The organism is Bradyrhizobium sp. Crot121 (assembly GCF_059512385.1).
Genome location: NZ_JCAMOR010000026.1, coordinates 42,992 through 64,955, shown reverse-complemented (window position 1 = coordinate 64,955; position 21,964 = coordinate 42,992). Strand labels below are relative to the sequence as shown.

The 21,964-nt window shown below is 64.0% G+C and carries 19 protein-coding genes; 9 read left to right on the top strand and 10 right to left on the bottom strand.

What is annotated here, in order from left to right; all coding sequences use genetic code 11:
* Positions 1-8 precede the first annotated feature (8 nt).
* The gene (locus AC5ZGW_RS22655) at positions 9-782 is read left to right on the top strand and encodes a LamB/YcsF family protein (RefSeq protein ID WP_130229333.1); all 774 of its coding nucleotides are present in this window, start codon (positions 9-11) and stop codon (positions 780-782) included.
* 146 nt (positions 783-928) lie between these two features.
* On the opposite strand, the gene AC5ZGW_RS22650 is transcribed toward AC5ZGW_RS22655, so the two are convergent.
* The 5 genes from AC5ZGW_RS22650 to AC5ZGW_RS22630 form a co-directional block, all read right to left on the bottom strand.
* A complete protein-coding gene (locus tag AC5ZGW_RS22650; protein WP_165435523.1) occupies positions 929-1,081 on the bottom strand; it encodes a hypothetical protein in 153 nt (50 codons plus the stop codon).
* A gap of 176 nt (positions 1,082-1,257) precedes the next feature.
* Complete coding sequence (locus AC5ZGW_RS22645) at positions 1,258-2,865, bottom strand: sulfite reductase subunit alpha (protein WP_130229332.1); 1,608 nt, start codon at positions 2,863-2,865, stop codon at positions 1,258-1,260.
* Positions 2,862-4,640 carry a NirA family protein gene (locus AC5ZGW_RS22640; protein ID WP_130229331.1) on the bottom strand — a complete coding sequence of 593 codons (1,779 nt, stop codon included), beginning with the start codon at positions 4,638-4,640 and terminating at the stop codon, positions 2,862-2,864. Before AC5ZGW_RS22640 ends, AC5ZGW_RS22645 begins: the two co-directional genes overlap by 4 nt.
* 349 nt (positions 4,641-4,989) lie before the next feature.
* Entirely contained in the window at positions 4,990-6,156 is a 1,167-nt protein-coding gene (locus tag AC5ZGW_RS22635; protein WP_130229330.1) for a CmpA/NrtA family ABC transporter substrate-binding protein, read from the bottom strand.
* Complete coding sequence (locus AC5ZGW_RS22630; RefSeq protein WP_027578578.1) at positions 6,153-6,743, bottom strand: ANTAR domain-containing response regulator; 591 nt, start codon at positions 6,741-6,743, stop codon at positions 6,153-6,155. The genes AC5ZGW_RS22635 and AC5ZGW_RS22630 overlap by 4 nt, the downstream gene beginning before the upstream one ends.
* Before the next feature lie 196 nt (positions 6,744-6,939).
* Here AC5ZGW_RS22630 and rimO point away from each other — a divergent pair, with 196 nt between their 5' ends.
* The 3 genes from rimO to AC5ZGW_RS22615 all read left to right on the top strand — a co-directional run bounded on the left by rimO (position 6,940) and on the right by AC5ZGW_RS22615 (position 10,601).
* Positions 6,940-8,259 (top strand): 30S ribosomal protein S12 methylthiotransferase RimO, encoded by a 1,320-nt coding sequence (gene rimO, locus AC5ZGW_RS22625; RefSeq protein WP_028166465.1) that lies wholly within the window; start codon positions 6,940-6,942, stop codon positions 8,257-8,259.
* A gap of 275 nt (positions 8,260-8,534) precedes the next feature.
* Positions 8,535-9,176 (top strand): hypothetical protein, encoded by a 642-nt coding sequence (locus tag AC5ZGW_RS22620; RefSeq protein WP_130229329.1) that lies wholly within the window; start codon positions 8,535-8,537, stop codon positions 9,174-9,176.
* A gap of 228 nt (positions 9,177-9,404) precedes the next feature.
* Entirely contained in the window at positions 9,405-10,601 is a 1,197-nt protein-coding gene (locus tag AC5ZGW_RS22615; protein ID WP_130229328.1) for an acetylornithine transaminase, read from the top strand.
* A gap of 105 nt (positions 10,602-10,706) precedes the next feature.
* On the opposite strand, the gene AC5ZGW_RS22610 is transcribed toward AC5ZGW_RS22615, so the two are convergent.
* The 3 genes from AC5ZGW_RS22610 to pcsA all read right to left on the bottom strand — a co-directional run bounded on the left by AC5ZGW_RS22610 (position 10,707) and on the right by pcsA (position 13,224).
* Positions 10,707-11,681 (bottom strand): quinone oxidoreductase family protein, encoded by a 975-nt coding sequence (locus AC5ZGW_RS22610; protein ID WP_130229327.1) that lies wholly within the window; start codon positions 11,679-11,681, stop codon positions 10,707-10,709.
* A gap of 80 nt (positions 11,682-11,761) precedes the next feature.
* Positions 11,762-12,487 (bottom strand): TerC family protein, encoded by a 726-nt coding sequence (locus tag AC5ZGW_RS22605; protein ID WP_130229326.1) that lies wholly within the window; start codon positions 12,485-12,487, stop codon positions 11,762-11,764.
* Entirely contained in the window at positions 12,484-13,224 is a 741-nt protein-coding gene (gene pcsA, locus AC5ZGW_RS22600; protein ID WP_051397005.1) for a phosphatidylcholine synthase, read from the bottom strand. The genes AC5ZGW_RS22605 and pcsA overlap by 4 nt, the downstream gene beginning before the upstream one ends.
* 134 nt (positions 13,225-13,358) lie before the next feature.
* On the opposite strand from pcsA, the gene AC5ZGW_RS22595 reads away from it, so the two are divergent.
* Complete coding sequence (locus tag AC5ZGW_RS22595; RefSeq protein WP_130229325.1) at positions 13,359-14,549, top strand: UbiH/UbiF family hydroxylase; 1,191 nt, start codon at positions 13,359-13,361, stop codon at positions 14,547-14,549.
* Between the two features lie 6 nt (positions 14,550-14,555).
* Here the strand turns inward: AC5ZGW_RS22595 and AC5ZGW_RS22590 are convergent, their stop codons facing one another.
* On the bottom strand, positions 14,556-15,509 hold the full coding sequence (locus tag AC5ZGW_RS22590; RefSeq protein WP_130229324.1) for an AEC family transporter: 954 nt from the start codon (positions 15,507-15,509) through the stop codon (positions 14,556-14,558).
* Positions 15,510-15,627: 118 nt separating this feature from the next.
* Between AC5ZGW_RS22590 and hspQ the strand changes: the two genes are divergently transcribed.
* The gene (hspQ, locus tag AC5ZGW_RS22585; RefSeq protein WP_028166473.1) at positions 15,628-15,960 is read left to right on the top strand and encodes a heat shock protein HspQ; all 333 of its coding nucleotides are present in this window, start codon (positions 15,628-15,630) and stop codon (positions 15,958-15,960) included.
* Between the two features lie 110 nt (positions 15,961-16,070).
* Here hspQ and AC5ZGW_RS22580 read toward each other — a convergent pair whose 3' ends face one another.
* Positions 16,071-16,901, bottom strand: a complete 831-nt coding sequence (locus AC5ZGW_RS22580) for an invasion associated locus B family protein (protein WP_463327427.1) — start codon at positions 16,899-16,901, stop codon at positions 16,071-16,073.
* A 318-nt stretch (positions 16,902-17,219) separates the two neighbouring features.
* Between AC5ZGW_RS22580 and AC5ZGW_RS22575 the strand changes: the two genes are divergently transcribed.
* The 3 genes from AC5ZGW_RS22575 (at position 17,220) to AC5ZGW_RS22565 (ending at position 21,960) form a co-directional block, all read left to right on the top strand.
* The gene (locus AC5ZGW_RS22575) at positions 17,220-18,995 is read left to right on the top strand and encodes an extracellular solute-binding protein (RefSeq protein WP_130229490.1); all 1,776 of its coding nucleotides are present in this window, start codon (positions 17,220-17,222) and stop codon (positions 18,993-18,995) included.
* A gap of 49 nt (positions 18,996-19,044) precedes the next feature.
* Positions 19,045-20,547, top strand: coding sequence for a class I adenylate-forming enzyme family protein (locus tag AC5ZGW_RS22570; protein WP_130229491.1), 1,503 nt, complete (start codon positions 19,045-19,047; stop codon positions 20,545-20,547).
* A gap of 186 nt (positions 20,548-20,733) precedes the next feature.
* Entirely contained in the window at positions 20,734-21,960 is a 1,227-nt protein-coding gene (locus tag AC5ZGW_RS22565) for a GGDEF domain-containing protein (RefSeq protein WP_130229492.1), read from the top strand.
* Positions 21,961-21,964: the final 4 nt, after the last annotated feature.

Sequence of the window (21,964 nt, the reverse complement as noted above, 5' to 3'; positions counted from 1 at the left end):
CCAGCACCATGACTGCTACCATCGACCTCAACTGCGATCTCGGCGAAAGCTTCGGCCCATGGGAGATGGGTAACGACGCCGCGATGATCGAGCTTGCGACCTCCGTCAACATCGCATGCGGCTACCATGCCGGCGACGCCGACATCATGCGCCGCACCGTGGATCTGGCGAAGGCGCGCGGGGTGAGCATCGGCGCGCATCCCGGCTACCGCGACCTGCACGGCTTCGGCCGCCGTCCGGTTCCCGGCCTCAAGTCATCGGAGATCGAGAACCTCGTCGCCTACCAGATCGGCGCGCTGCAGGCGATCGCGACCGCGGCCGGCCACAAGGTGACCCATGTGAAGGCACATGGCGCGCTCTCCAACGTCGCCTGCGAGGACGACATGACGGCGAAGGCGATCGCGAGCGCGATCAAGGCGGTCGATCCGAGCCTGATCTTCGTCGTGCTCGCCAACTCGAAACTGGTGCGCGCCGGCGAGGAAGCCAACCTCCGCATGGCGCATGAAGTGTTCGCCGATCGCGCCTATGAGGACGACGGCAATCTGGTCTCGCGCAAGAAGCCAGGCGCGGTGCTGCACGATCCCAAGGCGATCGCCGATCGCGTGGTGCGGATGGTTCAGGACGGCGCGGTGGTCTCGGTGTCAGGCAAGGTCATCAAGATGCGCACCGATACCGTCTGCATCCACGGCGACACGCCCGGGGCGGTCGAAATCGCGCGCGGCGTGCGGCAGGCCTTGAAGGATGCCGGGATCGCAGTCGCGCCGTTCAAAACGGCTAAGTGACAATCCGCTGAAGTGCCGGCGTGCCCGTCTGCGTCATTGCGAGCGCAAGCGAAGCAATCCATCTCACCACTTGCAGAGGCATGGATTGCTTCGTCGCTATCGCTCCTCGCAATGACGGCCGGAGACGACCGAGCCAAGCAATGTTCTCAGAACGGATGGACCGACAGCGTGCCGAACACGATCGCTGCGATCACGGCGAAAGCGCTGTAGAGCGCAACCGTATGAAACCCCGTCCCCGATTTCCGCGACAGGCTGCGCGCGTAAAGATGCAGGCGGGCTTCCGCCGATAGTTCGCGCATCGTCGATCTCCAATGCAACATTTGGCGCATATGGAATAGCGTTCGCGCTCGAACGCAAGACGAGCCGAAAAATAGCGATGCCGGCACTTCCAGCCAGTTCCCCGGAAGGGAAAACTTCTCCGCGTGGCAGGCGGAGAAGAATATTATTCGTTCGAATTTGAGCTCGGATTTACCGCTCAGTAAACGTCGAGCTGGAACCTGCTCTTCTTCTTGAGGTCGGCAACGAAGGCGATCGCTTCGTCCACCGAGCGGGCGCCGAACTGGGCGACGATGTCGACCAGCGCGCGTTCGACATCCTTGGCCATGCGCTTGGCGTCGCCGCAGACATAGACATGCGCGCCTTCGGCAAGCCAGGTCCACAGCTCTCGGCCGACCTCGCGCATGCGGTCCTGCACGTAAAACTTCTTCTCGCCATCGCGCGACCAGGCGAGCGACAAGCGGGTGAGCAGGCCCGCCGTCTTCATCGCGTTGAGCTCGTCGGCATAGAAGAAATCGCAGTCGCTGCGCTGATGGCCGAAGAACAGCCAGTTCTTCCCCTGCGCGCCGGTGGCGCGGCGGTCGAGCAGGAAGGCGCGGAACGGCGCGATGCCGGTGCCCGGCCCGATCATGATGATCGGCGTCTTCGGATCCTGCGGCAGCGCAAAGCCGTGCGCCTTCTGAACGTAGACATTCAGCTCGTCACCGGGATTGATGCGTTCGGCCAGGAACGTCGAGGCCAGCCCAAGCCGCTTGCGCTTGTTGATGATGTAACGCACGCAGTCGACCGTCAGCGACAATTTTCCGGGCGTTGCATTGTGCGATGAGGAGATCGAATAGAGCCGCGGCTGCAGCGGCTCCAGCGCCTCGACGAAAGCTTCCGGATGTGGCCGCACCTTCGGGAATTTCTGCAGCACCGCCATCACGTCGAGCGTCGCGGCATCGCCGTCGGGATCCTCGCCTTGCGCCAGCGCCCGCGCCTTCTCGCGCTGCGCGCCACCGGTCAGATAGGTGATCAGTTCGAACAGCGAGTCCGGCGCCGGCGACAGCGAGACGTCGTTGAGCAGCACGTCCCGCAATGTCTTGCCGCGGACTTCGGTCACGTGCGAGGCGCCAAGCAATGCGATGATCTGGTCGACCAGGCCGAGATCGTTCCTGGCGAAAATGCCGAAGGAATCGCCCACCACGTAATCGAGCCCGCTCTCGGCGAGATCGAACTCGATATGCCAGGTCTCCTTCTCGGAGCCGGGCTTGTTGAGCAGTCGCCGTGAGACGAACTTTGCCGGCACTGGATTGTCCCGCGAGCGTCCGGGCTCGCCGGCAGGCGTTGCGACGGCAGGCGCGCCAGCCACCGCTGGTGCAGACGGTACAGCAGGCGCCTTGTCGATCTCTTCATAGAGTGCCTTCAGCATCCGCGCGGTGTCCTTGCCGCCGGGGACACAGAGGTTGAGCCGCGCTTCGCTCTTGCCGGCGATGGCCTCGGAATAGTCGTGGCAGTTGTAGCCGCACTGCCCGCAATCCTGCTGCGCCATCGCCGCCATCATGCGGCGCCGCAGCGGCCGTCCCTCGGCGAGCTTCATGCGTTCGGCGATCGGCATGGTCTGGTCATGCCACGGCGCTTCGCCGTCATCGCCGTCGCCGGTTGCCCCCTGCATGACGGCCGCGCCTTGCTCCGCCGGTAATGGCGTCGCGGCGTCCGGCGACAGCAGTCCGGCAAAGAAGCCGTTGAGCCAGGAGCGCTGTGCGTCGGAGAACGGCGCGCTGGCGGGAATGATGTCGAGTTTCGGTGGAGGCGTGATCTGGTTCATGCGGATGCCTCGGCGAGCTTGCGCAGCGTCTCGCCATCATGGCGGCGCGCGAAGGAAAGGAAGGGTTCGTCAGCAGATGAACGATGCGCGAGATAGGCCTTCAGCAGCTTCTCGATCGTCTTCGGCGCGTCCTCGGCCTTGAGGTCGTGATAGAGCTCCTGCCCGACATCGGCATCGGGGCCGAAGCCGCCGCCGGTGAAGAGATGATAGCCCTCGACCGGATCGGCATCCTCGCCGACATCCACTTTCGCCGCGATCAGGCCGATGTCGCTGATGTAGTGCTGCGCGCAGGAATGATGGCAGCCGGTGACATGAATGTTGACCGGCTTGTCCATGGCAACACGCGGCTCGCACCAATCGCCGATCTCGGCGGCATGGCGCTTGGTATTCGAGGCGGCAAAGCGGCAGCCGGCATTGCCGGTGCAGGCAATCAGCCCGGCGCGGATGTGCGAGGCCTCGACCCCGAGCCCGATCGTCGTGATCGCGGCGATCGCGAGTTCGATAGTCTCGTCGCGCACGCCCGATATCAATAGGTTCTGCCAGACGGTCAGACGAATCTCGCCGTCGCCGAGATCGCGCGCGATCTTGGCCAGCCCACGCATCTGCTCGCAGGTGACCTTGCCGAGCGGCAGCGATACGCCGATCCAGTTCAATCCCTCCTGCTTCTGCTTGTGCACACCGATATGCGCCATGCGGTCCGTCAAAGGCCGCGGCGCCAGCGCCTCAGCCGGCACGCGGGTGAAGGGCTTCTTCAGTCGTTCTTCGACCAGCTTCAGGAACTGATCAAGGCCGATCCCGTCCAAAACATATTTCAGCCGCGCCTTGTTGCGGTTGGTGCGGTCGCCGAGATCGATGAAGACGCGGACGATGGCGTCCGCCACCTTCGTCGCCTCCTCCGGCTTGACGATGATGTCGGAGTATTTTGCAAAATCCTTGTGCCCGGTGATGCCGCCGAGGCCGAGCCGGAACCAGACCCCTCGCTCCACGCCGAACCCGTCCTTCACCTCCACCGCCGTGAAGGCGATGTCGTTGGTCTCCTCCAGCACTGCGATCCGGCCGCCGCCATCGAAGGCGACGTTGAACTTGCGCGGCAGGCCGTAGAGCGAGCGCTCGTTGAGGATGTGATAGTGCCACTCGCGCGCGTAAGCGCGGGTATCTAAGAGCTCCTGCGGATCGATGCCGGCGGTCGGTGTGCCCGTGACGTTGCGGATATTGTCCGCGCCGGAGCCGCGCGAGCACAGGCCGAGGTCCTGGATGCCCTCGATCAGTTTCACCACATTCTTCGGCGGGATTTCGCGCACCTGCAAATTCGCGCGCGTGGTGACGTGGGAGTACGGGCCGCAGAGCTCTTCGGCGAGATCGGCCAGGCCCGCGAACTGCCAGTACTTCAGGATGCCGTTCGGAATGCGCAGGCGGCACATGTAGGAATCCTGCGCCGGCGCGACGTAGAAAAGGCCGAAATAGCGCCAGCGGAAATTATCGGCAGGCGACGGCGGCGCGTTGTCGAGCGCCTGTTGCTTCAGGCGCGGGTAGGCATCGAAGGGATGCTCGTCGCGTTTGAATTTTTCCTGGTCGACGAGCTTCTTGCCTGAGGCGATGACCTTGTCCTGCGCCTTGATATGCGCGGCATCCGGGCCGGTCGGCTCGGCACTGGCTTTGGGGGCGCCCCCGCCAAGCCCGCGGCCGACCCGGCTGATCTGCAGGCCGGTGGCAAAGCCTTCGAGGTAGCGTTTCTGCTCGTCGGAGAAGTCAACTGAGAGCGGCTCGATTTTCATGGTCTGCGACGAAGCTCCTGCGGCCACGGCGAGTGGCGTCAACGGTGGAAAGCGACCGTTCGGAACCGGCGAGGCCTAAGACTGCCCTGCTTGATCCCTGGGAACGGTCCGATCAGCTTCGTTGCTGCGGAAATCCATCTTGGACGTGAGCCAGCAGGCATCTGCGACAGGCTGGCCGCACTGCAACATTCAAGTTGCGTGCCAGACGTTGTCGGAGAAAATATCTCGTTATTTCAGTCTATTAGCGGAACAGGCCGCTGGCTGGAGGCTCGCCTCGTTGCGAATTTTCGAGCAGCCCGCTCAAAATTTAGCCGAGCTGCGGCTACTGCCTACGATCGCAGCACAGGCCTTACGGCTTCCAGTAACCGATCTTGAACGCGGCCAGATGCCCCCGGATATCGTTGGGATCGAAGGGTGGCCCGGCGAAAGCGCCGATCGGCTGCGGCGCATCAGTGGATGCCGGACGACGTCCCACAGCCGCGTCGTAGAGGTCGGGCCGGAACACGTCCATGGCCGTCTTCAGGGCATCCGGTTTCATGGCCGCCTGTCCCCACCGCACCATCTGCGCATAGAGCCACGCGGCCTGCGCCGGATCGGGCCGCGCTGCGCCGTGCCGGCCTACCAACAGGTAGCGACCGCTTTCGCGCTTGGCGCCGTCGGGCGATATCTTGAGCCGCCCGTCGAGGGTGCGCTGGATCACCTCGGCGTCGACGCCGATCCGCTCCGGCTGCGCCAGGATCGCAGCCGCCTCGGCACGGTTTTCCGGCTGCTCGATGAATTCAGCGGCGCGCAGATGCGCCCGCACTAGCGCCGCGACGACGTCAGGATTCTTCTCCGCCCAGTTCTGCCTGATCGCCAGTACCTTCTCGACCGCGGTGACCAGAATGTCGGAAACGAAATGCAGGATGTGGCCGATGCCGAGATCGACCGCGATCGAGTTCCAGGGCGCGCCGACGCAGAACGCATCGACATGGCCATTGGCGAGGCTGTCGACCATGTAAGGCGGCGGCAGCACCACCAGCCGCACGTCCTCGTCCGGGTCGACACCTCCAGCCGCCATCCAGAACCGCAACTGGTAATTATGGGTCGAGAACGGGAACGTCATGCCGAAGATCAGCGGCTCCGCCCCGCTCTTGCGCCGCTTCGCAACCACGCGCGAAAGCGCAAGCGCCGTCGCCATCGGGTCGAAACGGTCGCCGTCGAGTTCCTCCATGATCGCAGCATGCAGCGACGGCGAGACCGTGATCGCGTTGCCGTTGAGGCCGAGATTGAAGGGCGCCACGATCGGTACCTTGACGTGGCCAAGGCCGAGGCTTGAGGCGATCGCGACCGGCGCCAGCAGATGCGCGGCATCGAACAGGCCGATATTGAGCTTGTCGCGGACGTTCGACCACGACACCTCCCGCACCAGGGTGATGTCGAGCCCTTCGGCGACGGCAAAGCCCTTGTCGGCGGCGACGATCAGGGCGGCGGCGTCGACCAGCGGAATGAAACCGATGCGAAGCGGTGTGGTCATTTGAGCAACTCCGACGCGGTCAGGATCGACTGCGCGATCTCGCCGATCTTCTTTTTCTCGCGCATCGCCGTGGAACGCAGCAGCACATAGGCTTCGTCCTCGGTGAGGCCCTTCAATTTCATCAGGATGCCCTTGGCACGGTCGATCACCTTGCGCTCTTCCAGGGCATGCTTGGTGCGGTCCAGTTCGTCCTGCAGCCGCGCGAACGCATTGAAGCGGGACACGCAGAGGTCGAGGATCGGCTTGATACGCTGCTTATTGAACCCGTCGACGATATAGGCCGACACGCCGGCCTCGACGGAGGCCTGTATCGAGGCGGCGTCGCTCTGGTCGACGAACATGGCGATCGGCCGCCGCACGGCCCGGCTGACCTGGAACATCTGTTCCAGCACGTCGCGGCTCGGGTTTTCGAGGTCGATCACGATGATATCGGGGTCGACGGCGTAGATTCGCGCCAGCAGGCTGTGCATCTCGCTGATATGCACGACGCTGGTATAACCGGCCTCGCGCAGGCCCTCCTCCAGGATCGCGGCGCGGATCGGACTTTCATCGACGATGACGATTTTCGGAGACGACTCGGCGGCCATCGCTCACTCGTGTTCTCTAAAAACTATCCATAGCACGATGGAAGCCAGCTCAAAGCCTTGTAATTATGGACAATTGGGACTAGCTCCTGCCCATCAATCAGGCAGATCTAGATATGCAGCAGGCGGCCGCGCCAAAAATGTCGTTCGTTTCGCTTGGACGTCCCTGGGACAACGAATGTAAAGTTTCGGGGCTCTCATGAAACCAGCGCCACGCATATCCTTTACGAGTCTGGGCTGCCCCAAGGCGCTTGTGGATTCCGAGCGCATCATCACGCGGCTGCGGGCGGAGGGCTATGAGCTCGCGCGCAAGCATGACGGGGCCGATATCGTGATCGTCAACACGTGCGGCTTCCTCGACAGCGCCAAGCAGGAATCGCTCTCGGCGATCGGCGAGGCCATGGCGGAGAACGGCAAGGTGATCGTGACCGGCTGCATGGGCGCGGAACCCGAGCAGATCGAGAGCGCCTATCCCGGCGTGCTCTCGATCACCGGTCCACAGCAATATGAGAGCGTGCTCGACGCCGTGCACCGCGCGCTGCCGCCCGCGCACAACCCGCATCTCGACCTAGTGCCGCCGCAGGGCGTCAAGCTGACGCCGCGCCATTACGCTTACCTGAAGATTTCCGAGGGCTGCAACAATCGCTGCACCTTCTGCATCATTCCGAAGCTGCGCGGCGACCTGGTGTCGCGGCCTGCCAACGATGTGCTGCACGAGGCCGAGCGGCTGGTGAAAGCCGGGGTGAAGGAACTGCTTGTCATCTCGCAGGACACCTCGGCCTATGGCGTCGACCTGAAATATGCCGAGAGCCCATGGCAGGATCGCGCCGTGCGTGCCAAATTCTTCGACCTTGCAAAAGAGCTCGGCGAACTCGGCGCCTGGGTGCGGCTGCAATATGTGTATCCCTACCCGCATGTCGACGAGGTCATCGGCCTGATGACCGAGGGCAAGGTGCTGCCCTATCTCGACATCCCGTTCCAGCATGCGAGCCCGGATGTCCTGAAAGCCATGAAGCGCCCCGCCGCGCAAGACAAGACGCTGGCACGGATCAAGCAATGGCGCGAGCAGTGCCCGGAGCTTGCGCTGCGCTCGACCTTCATCGTCGGCTTTCCTGGTGAGACCGATTCAGATTTCGCCTATCTGCTCGACTGGCTTGACGAAGCCGAGATCGACCGCGTCGGCTGCTTCAAATACGAACCGGTTGCAGGTGCGACCTCCAACGCGCTCTCCGGCGCCGTGCCGGATGAGGTCAAGCAGGAGCGCTACAACGCGCTGATGGCGCGCCAGCAGAAGATCTCTGCGCGTCGCCTGAAGCGCAAGGTCGGCACGCGCCAGCAGGTCATCGTCGACGAGGTCGGCCCCACCGTCGCGCGAGGCCGCTCGAAGGCCGATGCGCCGGAGATCGACGGCGCGGTCTATCTCTCGAGCCGCCGCCCGCTCAAGGTCGGCGAGATCGTCACAGCGAAGATCGAGCGCTCGGACGAATACGACCTGCACGGCAGCGTCGTCGGATTCTGAGCGGCTTCTACATCAATAGTTGCGGCCACTTCGGATGTTTTGATCCAGCGCAATGCTCGTTGGGCGCCCGCGAAACGATATTCAAAATTCAGAGAGTCATGCTGCCACCTCGGCGGCAAGGAATTGGCGTCACCCGATAAATTCGCAGCCTGCGAAGCCGTTTTCGCGCGCCCAATCTTAGATTACATCTGTAATTATAACAACTTCAAGGTGTCACGCTCCATTCACGGACTCGGCCTATGGCTCGCGCACCTTCAAATCTTAAGGGGTGAATGATGAGCCGCATCTCGGACACACTGCGAACGCAACGTTGGGACGATTACCGCTACTACCACCAGAGCCGCATCAATCAGACGCTGCACCTGATCAGCGCTCTCATATTCCTGGTCTGCTACGGGCTGCTGTTCACCGATCCGGCGATGGCCGGTTTGGTCGGCTGGCTCGCGATGTTGACGCGGCAGACCGGGCATTTCTTCTTCGAGCCCAACGGCTATGACGCCGTGAACAAGGTCACCAACGAATACAAGGAAGCGATCAAGGTCGGCTACAACCAGAGCCGCAAGATCGTCCTGCTGGTCGTCTGGGGCCTCGCGCCGGTCGCGCTGTTTGCCTTTCCGACGTTGTTCGGCCTGTTCTCACCGCCGGTCACCAGGCTCGATTTCATCCGCCACGTCGGTACCGTGTGGCTCGCGATCGGCATCGCCGGCGGGCTCGCTCGCATGATTCAGCTCTTCGTCATCAAGGACGTACCGACCGGGCTGATCTGGGTCTGGAAGGTCCTGACCGATCCGTTCCACAACATCGCGCTGTACTACAAATCGCCGCTTGCCCTGCTCCGCGGCGAGCTGATCGACACCTCGATTGTCGATGCCGATTGGGGCGAGGAGGAGACCGAAGAGGCGCCGCGCGCGACTTGACATTCCCTGCCCTTGGGCTGTATGGCCCATCGCCATGAAGCTGAACCGGACCATCCGCCGCGCCACTTTCCGTCGTCGCACCCGCGACGATGATGGGTTGCGCCATGTCCGACGCCAGCGCTGACTAGCTAGTTCAGCCTAAGGTTTTCGAGAAGGCCGCACCCTCAAAAGTGCGGCCTTCTTGCGTTGCCGCTTGCCCTTTCATCCCAGCCAATCAAGGAGCCTGACATGCCCAACGCCCTGCCTCCGTTCGACGCGCTGATGGACATCACCGCGCGCCCGAACACCGTGTTTGTCCGCGGCGAAGGCTCCTATCTCTGGGACGATTCTGGCCGCCGCTATCTCGATTTCATGCAGGGCTGGGCCGTCAACTGCCTCGGCCATTCGCCGCCTGCGGTCGCGGAAGCACTGGCCGCACAGGCCAAGTGTCTGTTGACCCCGAGCCCGGCCTTCTACAATGAATCCAGCCTCAAGCTTGCCAATGCGCTTGTCGAGAACAGCTGCTTCGACGAGGTGTTCTTCGCCAATTCCGGCGCGGAAGCCAATGAAGGCGCGATCAAGCTCGCGCGCAAATATGGTACGAAATACAAGAACGGCGCCTTCGAGATCATCACCTTCGAGGGCGGCTTTCACGGCCGCACGCTGGCGACCATGTCGGCCTCCGGCAAGAAAGCATTCGAACCACTCTTCGAGCCGAAGGTGCCTGGCTTCCGCAAAGCGCGGCTCAACGACATTGCCTCGGTGAAGGAGCTGATTTCATCGAATACGGTTGCCGTGATGCTGGAGCCGATCCAGGGCGAGGCCGGCGTCTGGCCCGCGACCGATCAATTCCTGAAACAGCTGCGCGCGCTGACCGGCGAACAGGGCCTGCTCCTGATCGTCGACGAGATCCAGACCGGCATGGGCCGCACCGGAAAGCTCTTCCATTACGAGCATGCCGGGATTGCACCTGACATCATGACGCTCGGCAAGGGCATCGGCGGCGGCGTGCCGCTGGCCGCCCTGCTCGCGACCGAGCATGCGGCCTGCTTCGAGCATGGCGACCAGGGCGGCACCTTTAACGGCAATCCACTGATGTGCGCGGCGGGGCTCGCCGTGCTCGAGCAGGTCGGCAAGCCGGAATTCCTGAAGTCCGCCGCCGACGCCGGCCTGTTCCTTGACAGCGAATTGCAGCGCCTCTCGGCCCGGCACGGCCTCGGCGAAGTGCGCGGACGCGGACTGTTGCTTGCGCTCGATCTAAAATTGCCGATCGGCGCAGCGATCGTGGCGCAAGCGTTCTCGAAAGGCCTCTTGATCAACGCGCCGCAACCCGACGCACTGCGCTTCATGCCCGCGCTCAACGTGTCTCGGACCGAGATCGCCGAGATGATCGAGGGACTGGACGCAATCCTGACACAAGTGGGCGCCGCCCGGCGGGTAGCGTGACCGTCTCGATCGTCATTGCGAGGAGCGAAGCGACGAAGCAATCCATTCCGTCCGCACGCATGGAGGGATGGATTGCTTCGCTTCGCTCGCAATGACGGCGGCGACTTACGGCCGCAGGATCGACGCCCCCGTGGTCGCGCGGCTCTCCAGATCGATATGCGCTCGCGCGGCATCCTTCAGCGCGTAGGCATGGTTGATCGGCACGTGCAGCTTGCCGTTGATCACGGCGGCAAACAGCGTGTCGGCGCCTTCGAGCAATTCCTTTCGGGTGGCGACGTAGTCGTTGAGCTTCGGCCGGGTCGCAAACAGCGAGCCGTGATTGTTCAGTTCGGCGAGCGCAAATGGCGGCACCGGGCCGGACGCGTTGCCGAAGCTCACGAACAGGCCCCGCGGCCTCAGGCACGACAGTGAACCCGGGAAGGTGGTCTTGCCGACGCCATCATAGACGACGTCGCAGAGCTCGCCCCGGCTGATCTGCTTCACCCGCGCGACAAAATCCTCCTCATTGTAGAGGATGACGTGATCGCAGCCGTTGGCGAGCGCGAGATCGGCCTTCTCCTTTGAGCCGACGGTGCCGATGACGTGGGCGCCCATCGCGCGCGCCCATTGGCAGGCGAGCAATCCGATGCCGCCGGCCGCCGCGTGGATCAGCACGCGGTGATGCGGCTCCACCTTGAAGGTCTTGTGCAGGAGATACCAGACCGTCAACCCCTTCAGCATCAGCACGGCGCCCTGCTCATAGGTGATATGGTCGGGCAGCTTCACCACCTTGTCGGCAGGGATGACGCGCTCGGTGGCATAGCCGCCGAGGTTGAAATAATAGGCGACGCGGTCACCGGGATGGAAATTGGTCACGCCGGGTCCGACCGCCACCACTTCGCCTGCCGCCTCGTTGCCGGCGATGAAGGGAAGACCGGGCGCCTTATAGAGGCCGGTGCGGAAATAGGTATCGATGAAGTTGAGCCCGATCGCGTGCTGGCGAATCCGCACCTCGCCCGCCGCAGGTGCCGACACCTCGACATCCTCGTAAGTGAGGACTTCCGGGCCTCCCACCTTGTGCACGCGCACGGCCTTGGTCATATCGGCTCTCCTCAACTTATCCCGTAGCCACGGAACCGAATGCCATCGGCGCCTTGTTGTCAACTCACGGGCTGGATCGGCTACTTGACCACCTTCTTGCGGTTACGCCTCGCCAGCACGTTGAACGTCTCCACCGCGGCTGCGAATGCCATCGCAAAATAGATGTAGCCGCGCGGGATGTGGAAGTGGAAACCGTCGGCGACCAGTGCCACGCCGATCAACAGCAGGAACGCCAGCGCCAGCATCTTGGTGGTCGGATGCTCTGCGACAAAACGCGCAACTGGCCCCGACGAGACGTACATGACGATACAGGCGATCACGACGGCGGCGATCATGACCTCCAGATCCTGCGCCATGCCGATCGCGGTGACGATCGAGTCCAGCGAGAACACCATGTCGATGATGATGATCTGGACAATCACCCAGAAGAACGCGCTGCGGCCGGACGCCGCCTCTTCGTCACCTTCCCGCGCTTCCACCTCGCCGTGGATCTCATGCGTCGCCTTTGCGATCAGGAACAGCCCGCCGCCGATCAGGATGATGTCGCGCCAGGACAGCGCGAGCCCCCTCACCGTGATCACCGGCTCCGTCAACCCGATCAGCCATACCAGGAGGCTGAGCAGCAGGATGCGGAACACGAGCGCCAGGAACAATCCGATCTGACGCGCGCGCTTTGCCTGGTGCGGCGGGATGCGGGAGACCAGCACCGACAGGAAAATCACGTTGTCGATGCCAAGCACGATCTCCAGCGCAGTCAACGTGAGTAGCGCCGCCCACGCTTCCGGGCTGGCCAAAAGTTCGATCATGCTCTGAGTGACCTCATCAACCGGATGACGGCGTCGCTGCCGGCGACATAGGCCGCGATCACGCAGAGTGCCACGATGATCGGCGTGCCGACGTCAAAGTCACGGGCGAGCGTGTACAGCGCCAGCACCGCTCCGGCGGCCATCAGCCACAGTGTCAGCCAGCGCAGCCGCGTGACACGCAGGGGATGCAGCACGTGGAATGGCGCGAAGGTGAGCGCGATCATAATCGCCACGGCAAGGCTCGACCACGCCGGCGGCAGATGCAGCAGGAACAGGTAGAATGCCACTGCGTTCCAAAGGCCCGGAAAGCCGCGGAAATGATTGTCGGCGGACTTCATCCTGCGATCCGCGAAGTACAGCGCGCTCGAGATCACGATACCGATGCCGAGGATCGGCGCCGCCAGCGGCAGCAGCAAATGACTGGCCGTGATCGCATAGGCGGGAACAAAGACATAGGTGACGAAATCGACGACGAGGTCGAGCACCTCGCCGGACCAGTTCGGCTGCAGCCGGACCACGTCGAGCTTGCGCGCAATCGGACCATCGATCGCATCGATGACCAGCGCCACCCCGAGCCAGCCGAACATATTGGCCCAGTGCTCGCGCACGGCCTCCATCAGCGCGAGCAGCGCGACGCCCGCCCCCATCGCCGTGAAGATATGCACGGAGAACGCCGCCATCCGCATCCGCAGCGATGCCGGAAACGTAGCTGGCTGGCTGGTTTGGTCGATTTCCATCGCCGGGCAGTGCTATCAGGAATCGACTGTGTTTGCATATCCGCGCTTGCGGCGTTCCGCCGCGCAAATCGGTGGAAAGATTTTAGCGAATTTGATGGCTTGAAAATGCCGCCAATCCCGTCAAATGTTCCGATATGAGTGATGCACCGCATGTCTATGACGCCGTGGTCGTCGGCGGTGGCCCTGCTGGGCTGACCGCCGCCATCGCGCTTGCGGATGCCGGGGCGAAGACCGCCCTGCTCGCCCGCCGCGCGCCCTACGCCGACAACCGCACCACGGCGCTGCTCGGCGCCTCCGTCGACCTGCTCGAGCGGCTGGATGTCTGGCGGCGTCTGGCCGAGAAGGCCGCGGCGCTGAAGGTGATGCGGCTGGTCGATGACACCGGGCGGCTGATCCGCGCCCCGGAAGTGAGGTTCTCGTCCGACGAGATCGATCTTGAGCAGTTCGGCTTCAATATCGACAACCGCTCGTTGGTCGCGGCGCTCGAACAGCGTGCGGCCGAACTGCCTGGTCTGACCCGCATCGACGACGAAGCCGAGATCATCAATCCGGAAGACACCATGGTCACGATCCGGACCGGCCGCGGCGAGCCGCTGACGGCGCGGCTGGTGGTCGGAGCCGACGGCCGGCAGTCGCAGTCGCGCGAGGCGGCCGGCATCGAAATCAGCCGCCGCGACTTGAAGCAGTCGGCCCTCACCTTCAACATCGCCCACTCGCGCCCGCACAAGAACATCTCGACCGAATTCCACACACAGCACGGCCCCGTCGTGTTCGTGCCCCTGCCCGGCAACCGCTGCAGCGTGGTCTGGGTTTCCTCGGCCGCGGAAGCCGAGCGGCTGAAGGCGCTCTCCGATGCGGAACTGTCTGACGCCGCCGAGAAGCAATCGCATTCGATTTTCGGCCGCGTCGAGGTCGAGCCGGGGCGCAATCTGTTTCCTCTGGCGATCGAACAGCCCAGGCAGTTTGCCAGGAACCGGGTCGCGCTGGTCGGCGAGTCCGCCCATGTGGTGCCGCCGATCGGCGCGCAGGGCCTCAACCTCGGGCTGCGGGACGCAGCCGATATCGCCAGGCTCGCCGGCGAAGCGCTCGCGCATGGCGAGGACCCCGGCTCGCCGCAGGTATTGGCGCGCTACCAGTCGGCCCGGCGCGGCGATATCATGAGCCGGACCTTCGTCATCGATCTCGCCAACCGCTCGCTGCTGAGCGATTTCCTCCCGATGCAGTCGATCCGCGCCACTGGCCTGCACCTGATCGGATCGATAGGCCCGCTGCGGCGGCTCGCCATGCGCGAGGGACTCGCGCCGTCTTGGCGGCGCGTGAGCTGAAGCTCTTTAGGGAGAGCTTAGCCTTCCCGTCTGCAGCACCCACATTACGCTGGTCAGCGTCACGACAGAGGCAAAGGTGCCGACCAGCACGGCGACTGACGCCGGCTTGACCCAGGTGTCGTTCTGCCGCGCGATCACGAACACGTTGAGCGCCGGCGGCAATGAGGCCATCAGCACCGCGGTCGCAGCCCAAGGCTGAGCGAAGGGACCGAACGCCAGCATCAAGCCGAACGCGAGCAGCGGATGGACCAGAAGCTTGACGGCGATCACGCCCGGCACATCCCACGGAATCCGATCGAGCGGCCGCAGCGCGACGGTGACGCCGAGCACGAACAGCGCCACCGGCGCCGCCGCGTTCTGCAGGAACAAGAGCGTATTATCCAGCGCAACCGGAAAACGCAGGTGCAGGGCCGCGGCAAGTGCGCCGAAGCACGCCGCCATGATCAGCGGGTTCAGCACGATCTGGCGCGCCGTCACCCCCAGCGCGTGCAACAGCGAGGGATGCTCGCGGTCCGTCAGTTCGATCAAGAGCGGCACGATCGAGAACAGGAAGATGCTGTCACAGCAGAAGATCAGCGCGGTCGGCGCTGCAGCCTTCGGCCCCAACACCGCGAGCGCCAGACCCGGCCCCATATAGCCGATGTTGCCATAAGCGCCGGAGAGCCCCGCGAGCGTCGCCTCGCGCAGCGACAGCCGCCCCAGGAGCTTGGCGACCAGCATCGCCAGGAAGAAGGCGATCATCGTTCCGAGCGTGGTCGCCACCAGGAACGGCGGATTGTTGAGTTCCGAGAACGGCGTCTTCGACATGATGCCGAATAGAAGCGCCGGCAGCGAGACGTAGAGTAGGAAGAAATTCATCCAGGCGAGCCCGGACTCGGGCAGACCCTTGGCCTTGCCGCAGGCGAAACCGATGAAGATCAGCCCGAAGTAAGGCAGCGCAAGATTGAGGATATCGACCACGGAAGGCGTCTTTTTGGGGATTTTCCAAGGGAAATGCTGGAAAATCCGGCAGGAGGCGAAAGGTTAATTCGCGCGCTTGCCCCTAGCATCCGCCGCCATCATGGTCTATCGACGAGCTATGATAAAAGCGCGTACCGCTAAGTTCCAGATTGGGCAGATCGTCCGCCACCGGGTGTTTTCCTTCCGGGGGGTGATCTTCGACATCGATCCGGAGTTCAACAACACCGAGGAGTGGTGGCTGTCGATCCCGGAAGAGGTGCGGCCGCACAAGGATCAGCCCTTCTATCACCTGCTCGCCGAAAACGCCGAGACCGAATACGTCGCCTACGTATCCGAACAGAACTTGCTGCCGGACAATTCCGGCGAACCGGTCCGGCACTCCCAAGTGGCCGAGATATTTATCCAAGACAAGTCCGGCGGCTACCGTCCGCGCAATCCTTCGCTGAATTAGCTCGCACGCGACACGGATGCTGCATCGCGGCGGCGCGGATCAGATCGTTCCCGTAGCAAAAAAGGCGCTCCTGCCGGAGCGCCTTTGACGTATCGGGAAGCTTCCCGCTGTTACTTCGCGGGGGGCGGGCTGGAGACGCCCGTCGCCGGCGGATTGGCCTCAAGCTTCTTGCGGGCCTCTTCCGCGCGCTTCTGCAGCTCTTCCTGCAGCTTCTTCTGGTTTTCCTCGAACACCTTCGGGTCGGTCGGCGGACCGTCATAGGCTTTGGCGAATTCGTTGACGAGCGGCAGCGGCAGCGTCAGCGGCGCGCCGTTGGCGTTGATCGCCTGCACCACCAGGTTCTGGCCCTTCTTCAGGCTGTTGAGCAGATCGGGGGTTGCCTCATAGTCCGACATGCAGCCATTGGCGAAGCAGATCACATAGGGCGCCTGCTGCGGCGGGTTGTTGTCGACGATGATGCGGGTGCCGTGCACGAGCTGCATGCCGAGCGGGAGCGTGACGCGCAGGATCTTCTTCGGCTCACCCTCGGGCTCGATGATCACGGCGGCGATCACCGGCTGGCCGGACTCGATACGGCCGTCCTTGCCCGTGAAGCAGACTTGCTTGGCGTTGGCATCCTGGCCCTTGAGGCAGAACTTGGTCCAGGGCGCGTAGATGAGCTGAACCTGCTGATCCTGGGGCGGCGGCTGCTGCGGCTGGGCTTGCGCGGTCGGAGCGCCCTGGGCGGGCGGCTGACCTTGGGCCGCCGGCGCGGGCGCCTTGGGGGCAGCCTTCGGCGCCGCCTTGGGAGCAGCCTTCGGTGCCGCTGGCGCGGCGGGAGCCGCCGGCTGCTGAGCTCCGGCCTCGGGAACAAGCACGGCCGCGGACAGGGCCGTCGCTGCCAAGGCGGCGAAAATTCGCCCACGCGGCCGGGCCGACGCGGCCAAGATACGGAAATTCATTGCGGAAAACCCTTTCTCAACGGCGGCGCCCGAAACCGCTGCAGGCACCGACACCTAGCCGTTTGGGGCGGCTGTCTCCTAGTCAATTGAGGCGGATACGTGACAGGCGTTGCCGCCTTGTTCAATTGCACGCCTTCAATACAGCGGCAGACGAAAAGATCAATGCCGGCAAACAGGTTTGCCCCAACGTCACGGCGAGTTGCAGGGTCCTGTGGTAAAGCTCGTTCCGTGAGATTTCGCGAATCAGACCGACGCGTTGCTCCGCGCGTTTCTTGGGTTGCATCTGGGCGTGGCGCCCTCGCCGCGCTGGGTTTTGCCATGGTGCTCGCGCTGGTCGGGACCAGCCCGGCGCAGGCGGCGGAAAGTTATGCGATCGCGATGCACGGCGCGCCGGCATTGCCGGCCGATTTCACCCATATGCCCTACGCCAATCCCGACGCGCGCAAGGGCGGCCGACTGACCTGGGGCATTCTCGGGACGTTCGACAGCCTCAACCCGCTGATCGTTCGTGGTCTCGCGGTGCAGCAGATCAGGGGCTTCGTCGTCGAGAGCCTGCTGGCGCGCGGCAACAACGAGCCGTTCACGCTCTACGGCCTGCTCGCCAAGACCGTCGAGACCGACGATGCGAGAAGCTACGTTACCTTCCATCTCGATCCCCACGCCCGCTTCTCCGACGGCAAGCCCGTCACGGCCGAAGACGTGCTGTTCTCCTGGGAGCTCCTGCGCGATCACGGCCGTCCCAACCACCGGCAATATTATGCGAAAGTCGCGAAAGCCGATTCCCCCGATCCGCTCACGGTGCGCTTCGATCTCACAGGCGCCAACGACCGCGAACTGCCGCTGATTCTCGGCTTGATGCCGGTGTTGCCGAAACACGCGGTCGATCCGGCGACCTTCGAGGACACAACACTGACGGGACCGATCGGCTCCGGCCCCTATCGCGTCGGCGCGGTGAAGCCGGGCGCGAGCGTCACGCTGGTGCGCAATCCGGATTATTGGGGCCGCGACCTTCCGATCAATCGCGGCCTCTACAATTTCGACGAGATCAGGCTCGATTTCTACCGCGAGGCCAACGGCCAGTTCGAAGCCTTCAAGCGCGGGCTCTACGATTTCCGCGTCGAGGCCGAGCCGCTGCGCTGGCATGACGGCTATGATTTCCCCGCGGCCCGCAACGGCGAGGTGATCCGCCACACCATCAAGACCGGAACGCCGCAACCTTCCGAATACCTGGTGTTCAACACCCGCCGTCCGCTATTTGCAGACGTCCGCGTGCGCAAGGCGCTGACGCTCCTGTTCGATTTCGAATGGATCAACCGCAACTACTTCTTCGGCCTCTATGCCCGCAGCGGCAGCTTCTTCGCCGGCTCGGAACTGTCCGCCTATGGCCGCCCTGCCGACGAGCGCGAACGAGAATTGCTGCAGCAGGCGAACGCGCATATTGTGCCCGACATTCTCGACGGCAGTTATCACCTGCCGGTCAGTGACGGCTCAGGCCGCGATCGCACCGCGCTGCGTAGCGCACTCGCATTGCTGTCGGAGGCCGGCTACGAGCTCAACGGCACCGTCTTGCGCAACCGCGCGACCAAGGCGCCGTTTGCATTCGAGATCCTGGTGACGACCCGCGACCAGGAGCGGATCGCGCTCGCCTACCAGCGCGACCTCAAGCGTGCCGGCATCGAGGCGCGGGTGCGCGCGGTCGATCCGGTCCAGTTCGACCAGCGCCGGCTCGGCTACGAGTTCGACATGCTCCAGAACCGCTGGGATCAATCGCTGTCGCCCGGCAACGAGCAGTCGTTCTATTGGGGCAGCCAGGCCGCCGATATCCCGGGCACCCGGAATTACATGGGCGCCAAGGATCCGGCGATCGACGCCCTGATCGCCGCACTGCTGGAGGCGCGGGAGCAGGCCGCCTTCGTCTCGGCGGTGCGGGGGCTGGACCGCACGCTGATGTCCGGCTTCTACGCAATTCCCCTGTTTAACATCGCGGAGCAATGGATCGCGCGCTGGAATCGGATAGAACGACCAGAGAGCACTGCCCTGACCGGCTACCTGCCGGAGACCTGGTGGCAGAAGCCAGAGCCGCAACCGAAGTAGCCGCAGGCCAAGTAATGCAACCGAAGTTGATGCAACCGACGTTGAACCCGTGACCCAGCCCGCTTCGCCCACTCTTGATTCCCTGTTCAAGCGCGTGCTGGCGCGGCAGCCGGACGCACTGGCGCTGGTCGATCCGCTCAACAAGCAGCGCATCACCGGCCAGACGCGCAAGCGGCTGACCTATGCGCAAGCCGACCGCGCGATCTCGGCGCTAGCGGCGCATTTCATTGAAGCGGGATTGCCGGCCAATTCCGTGCTGGCCGTGCAATTGCCGAACACGGTCGAATTCGCGCTGACGGTGCTGGCGGCCCATCGCTGCGGCCTGGTGGTCGCGCCGATGCCGCTGCTTTGGCGGCACGCCGAACTGACCGCGGCATTGAACCGCACCGCCGCGCGGGCAATCGTGACGACGAGCCGGATCGACGGCGTCATCTACGCCGACTTCGCGATGAACGCGGCGGCGGAAGCGTTCTCGATCCGCCATGTCTGCGGTTTCGGCAGCGACCTGCCTGAAGGCATGGCGTCGCTCGACCAAGCTATCCTGCGGGAATCCTGGACCACGCGGGCGGTGATCCAGGACGGCCGCAAGGCCTCGCTGATCTCCTTCGATGTGACCGCCGATGGCTTCCGTCCGGTACCGCGCGCCCATTTCGCCGTGATCGCCGGCGGACTTGCGATGTCGCTGGAAAGCGACGTGCCGCAGGGCGCAACCATCATGTCAACTTTTACCCCGATGTCCTTCGCTGGCCTGGCTTCTTCGCTTGCGGTCTGGCTGCTCACCGGCGGCACTTTGGTGCTGCACCACCCCTTCGATGAAGAGGTGCTGCGGACCCAGATCAACGACCATGCCTGCGACACGCTGATTACGCCTGCGCCTCTGGCGCTGCGGCTGGCTGAACTTGACCTCGACGTCAACATGCCGAGCGTGCGCAACGTGATCGGGCTGTGGCGGGCGCCCGAACAGGTCGCCGCCGGCGCGTCCTGGACCGCGCAGCGCGCGACGCTGACGGACGTCTATCTGTTCGGAGAAGCCGGCCTGTTTGGCGCGCGCCGGACCGCCGAGGACGGTTCGCCAGCGCCGATCAAACCGGGTCCGCATGGCGCGCCGCGCGAGCTTCCGGGCTCCTCCATTGCCGGCGAGATCCTGCTGACGCCAACGGGTACGCTTGGCCTGCGTGGGCCGATGGTGCCCGCCGCAGCCTACGCACCGCCGCAAGTGCCGAACGACACGTTGATAACGCCGCCCCCCCGCGACTACGTCGACACTGAATATGCAGCGCGGCTCGACCGTTCGACCGGCGCCATCAATATCACCGCGCCTCCGTCCGGCATCATGGCGGTTGGTGGCTACCGCTTCCTCGCCAACGACCTGCAGGAATGGTCGCGCCGACTCGGCCAGGGCGCGTTGCTCACCGCTCTGCCCGACCGCCTCGCCGGCCATCGCCTCGCAGGGCGCGCCCAGGACAATGCGCGCGCCCGCAACGCCATGACAGAACTCGGCCTCAATCCATTGATGGTCGAAGCCTTTCGCGATCGGACCGGCGGCATCTGAGCAAACCCCGCGTTAGAGCATGATCCGGAAAAGTGGAAACCGGTTTTCCGAAAAGATCATGCTCAAACAAGGAGATGAGTTCATGATCCGATTCCGTCAAATCGGATCATGAACTAACGTTGACGCTGCATTAAGCGGCGGCAACTAGCATCGCAGCCAACGCTTCCGCCCGATCCGAGTTGCCGAATGCCCCAGCAAGGCCCGATCCTGATTGCCTCGACCACGGGTCGGCCAGCCTTTGCGCGCGCGCTCGATGAGAGCAGGCTGTTTCCGGTGATCGAGACCACATGGACTGACGCCGCGCGCGCCGTCACCCAGGTACAGCCAGCCGCCGTGATCGCCGCTGCCTCGAGCAGAGATGAGGCGGGACTTGCCGAATTGGCAGCGATGATCGCGCCACGCCAGCCCTATCTGCCGCTGATCGCCGTCAATCCCGAAGCGGCATTGCCCGACAATGCCATTCCGTTCTTTCATGCCGAGAAGCATCCCAGCCGCCTGGTCGCGCGTCTGAACGCGGTGCTGCGCATCCGCTCGCTGCATTCGACCGTGATGCGGCGCCTGGTACCGCCCTCGCCGATCCTGCTGTCGGATATCGACACCAGCCGCGACGCGACCGTGCTCTTGATTGGCCGCGGCGGCGCCTACCCGGCGCTCTCGGTTGTGCTCGGCGAGCGTTGCGGCGTGGTCGGCGCGCTCAGCATCGAGGCGGCCGCCAAGCATCTCAATTCTCGCGACGTCGATGGCATCGTTCTCGGCGAAGGCTTTACGCTGCGTGTGATCGATGCCTTCCTGACGGTGCTTGCCGAAGACGCCCGCTTCCGCAATCTGCCGGTCGTGGTAACGCCGGACGGGCTTGCCCCCAGCTACGAACTGCCCCATCTCGAGCTGGTTGCCCGCGAGCCGGCCGACGTCGCCGCGATCGCTCTGCCCTTGGTGCGCCAGCACGCATTCGAAGTGCATTTGAGCCGGACGTTGCGCGCGATCGACGCCGAGGGCCTGATCGATGCGCGCACTGGCCTGCTCACCCGCATTGCCTTTGAGCGCGATTTCGCCACCGCCGTCTATCAGGCCACCGAGCACGGCGGCGCGTTGAGTGTGGCGCGCTTCGCCTTCGATCCCGACCATCCCCGCGCGCAATTCGACGGCGCGCGCATTATCAGCCGCCTGATGCGCCAGATGGATTTCGGCGCGGCCCAGGAAGACGGATCGGTCATCGTCGTATTCGCGGGCGCCGACTTGCGCAACGCCCATGCCATCGCGCGTCGCCTGTCCAGCGTCATGCGCCACACCAGCCATGGCACGCACGATATGCGTTCCGATCCCAGCGTGAGCGTCGCTACGCTGCTGTCGAACGACACGGCAAGATCGCTGCTCGCGCGGCTACACGACGAGGCGCACCGCGCGGCATCATAGCGGC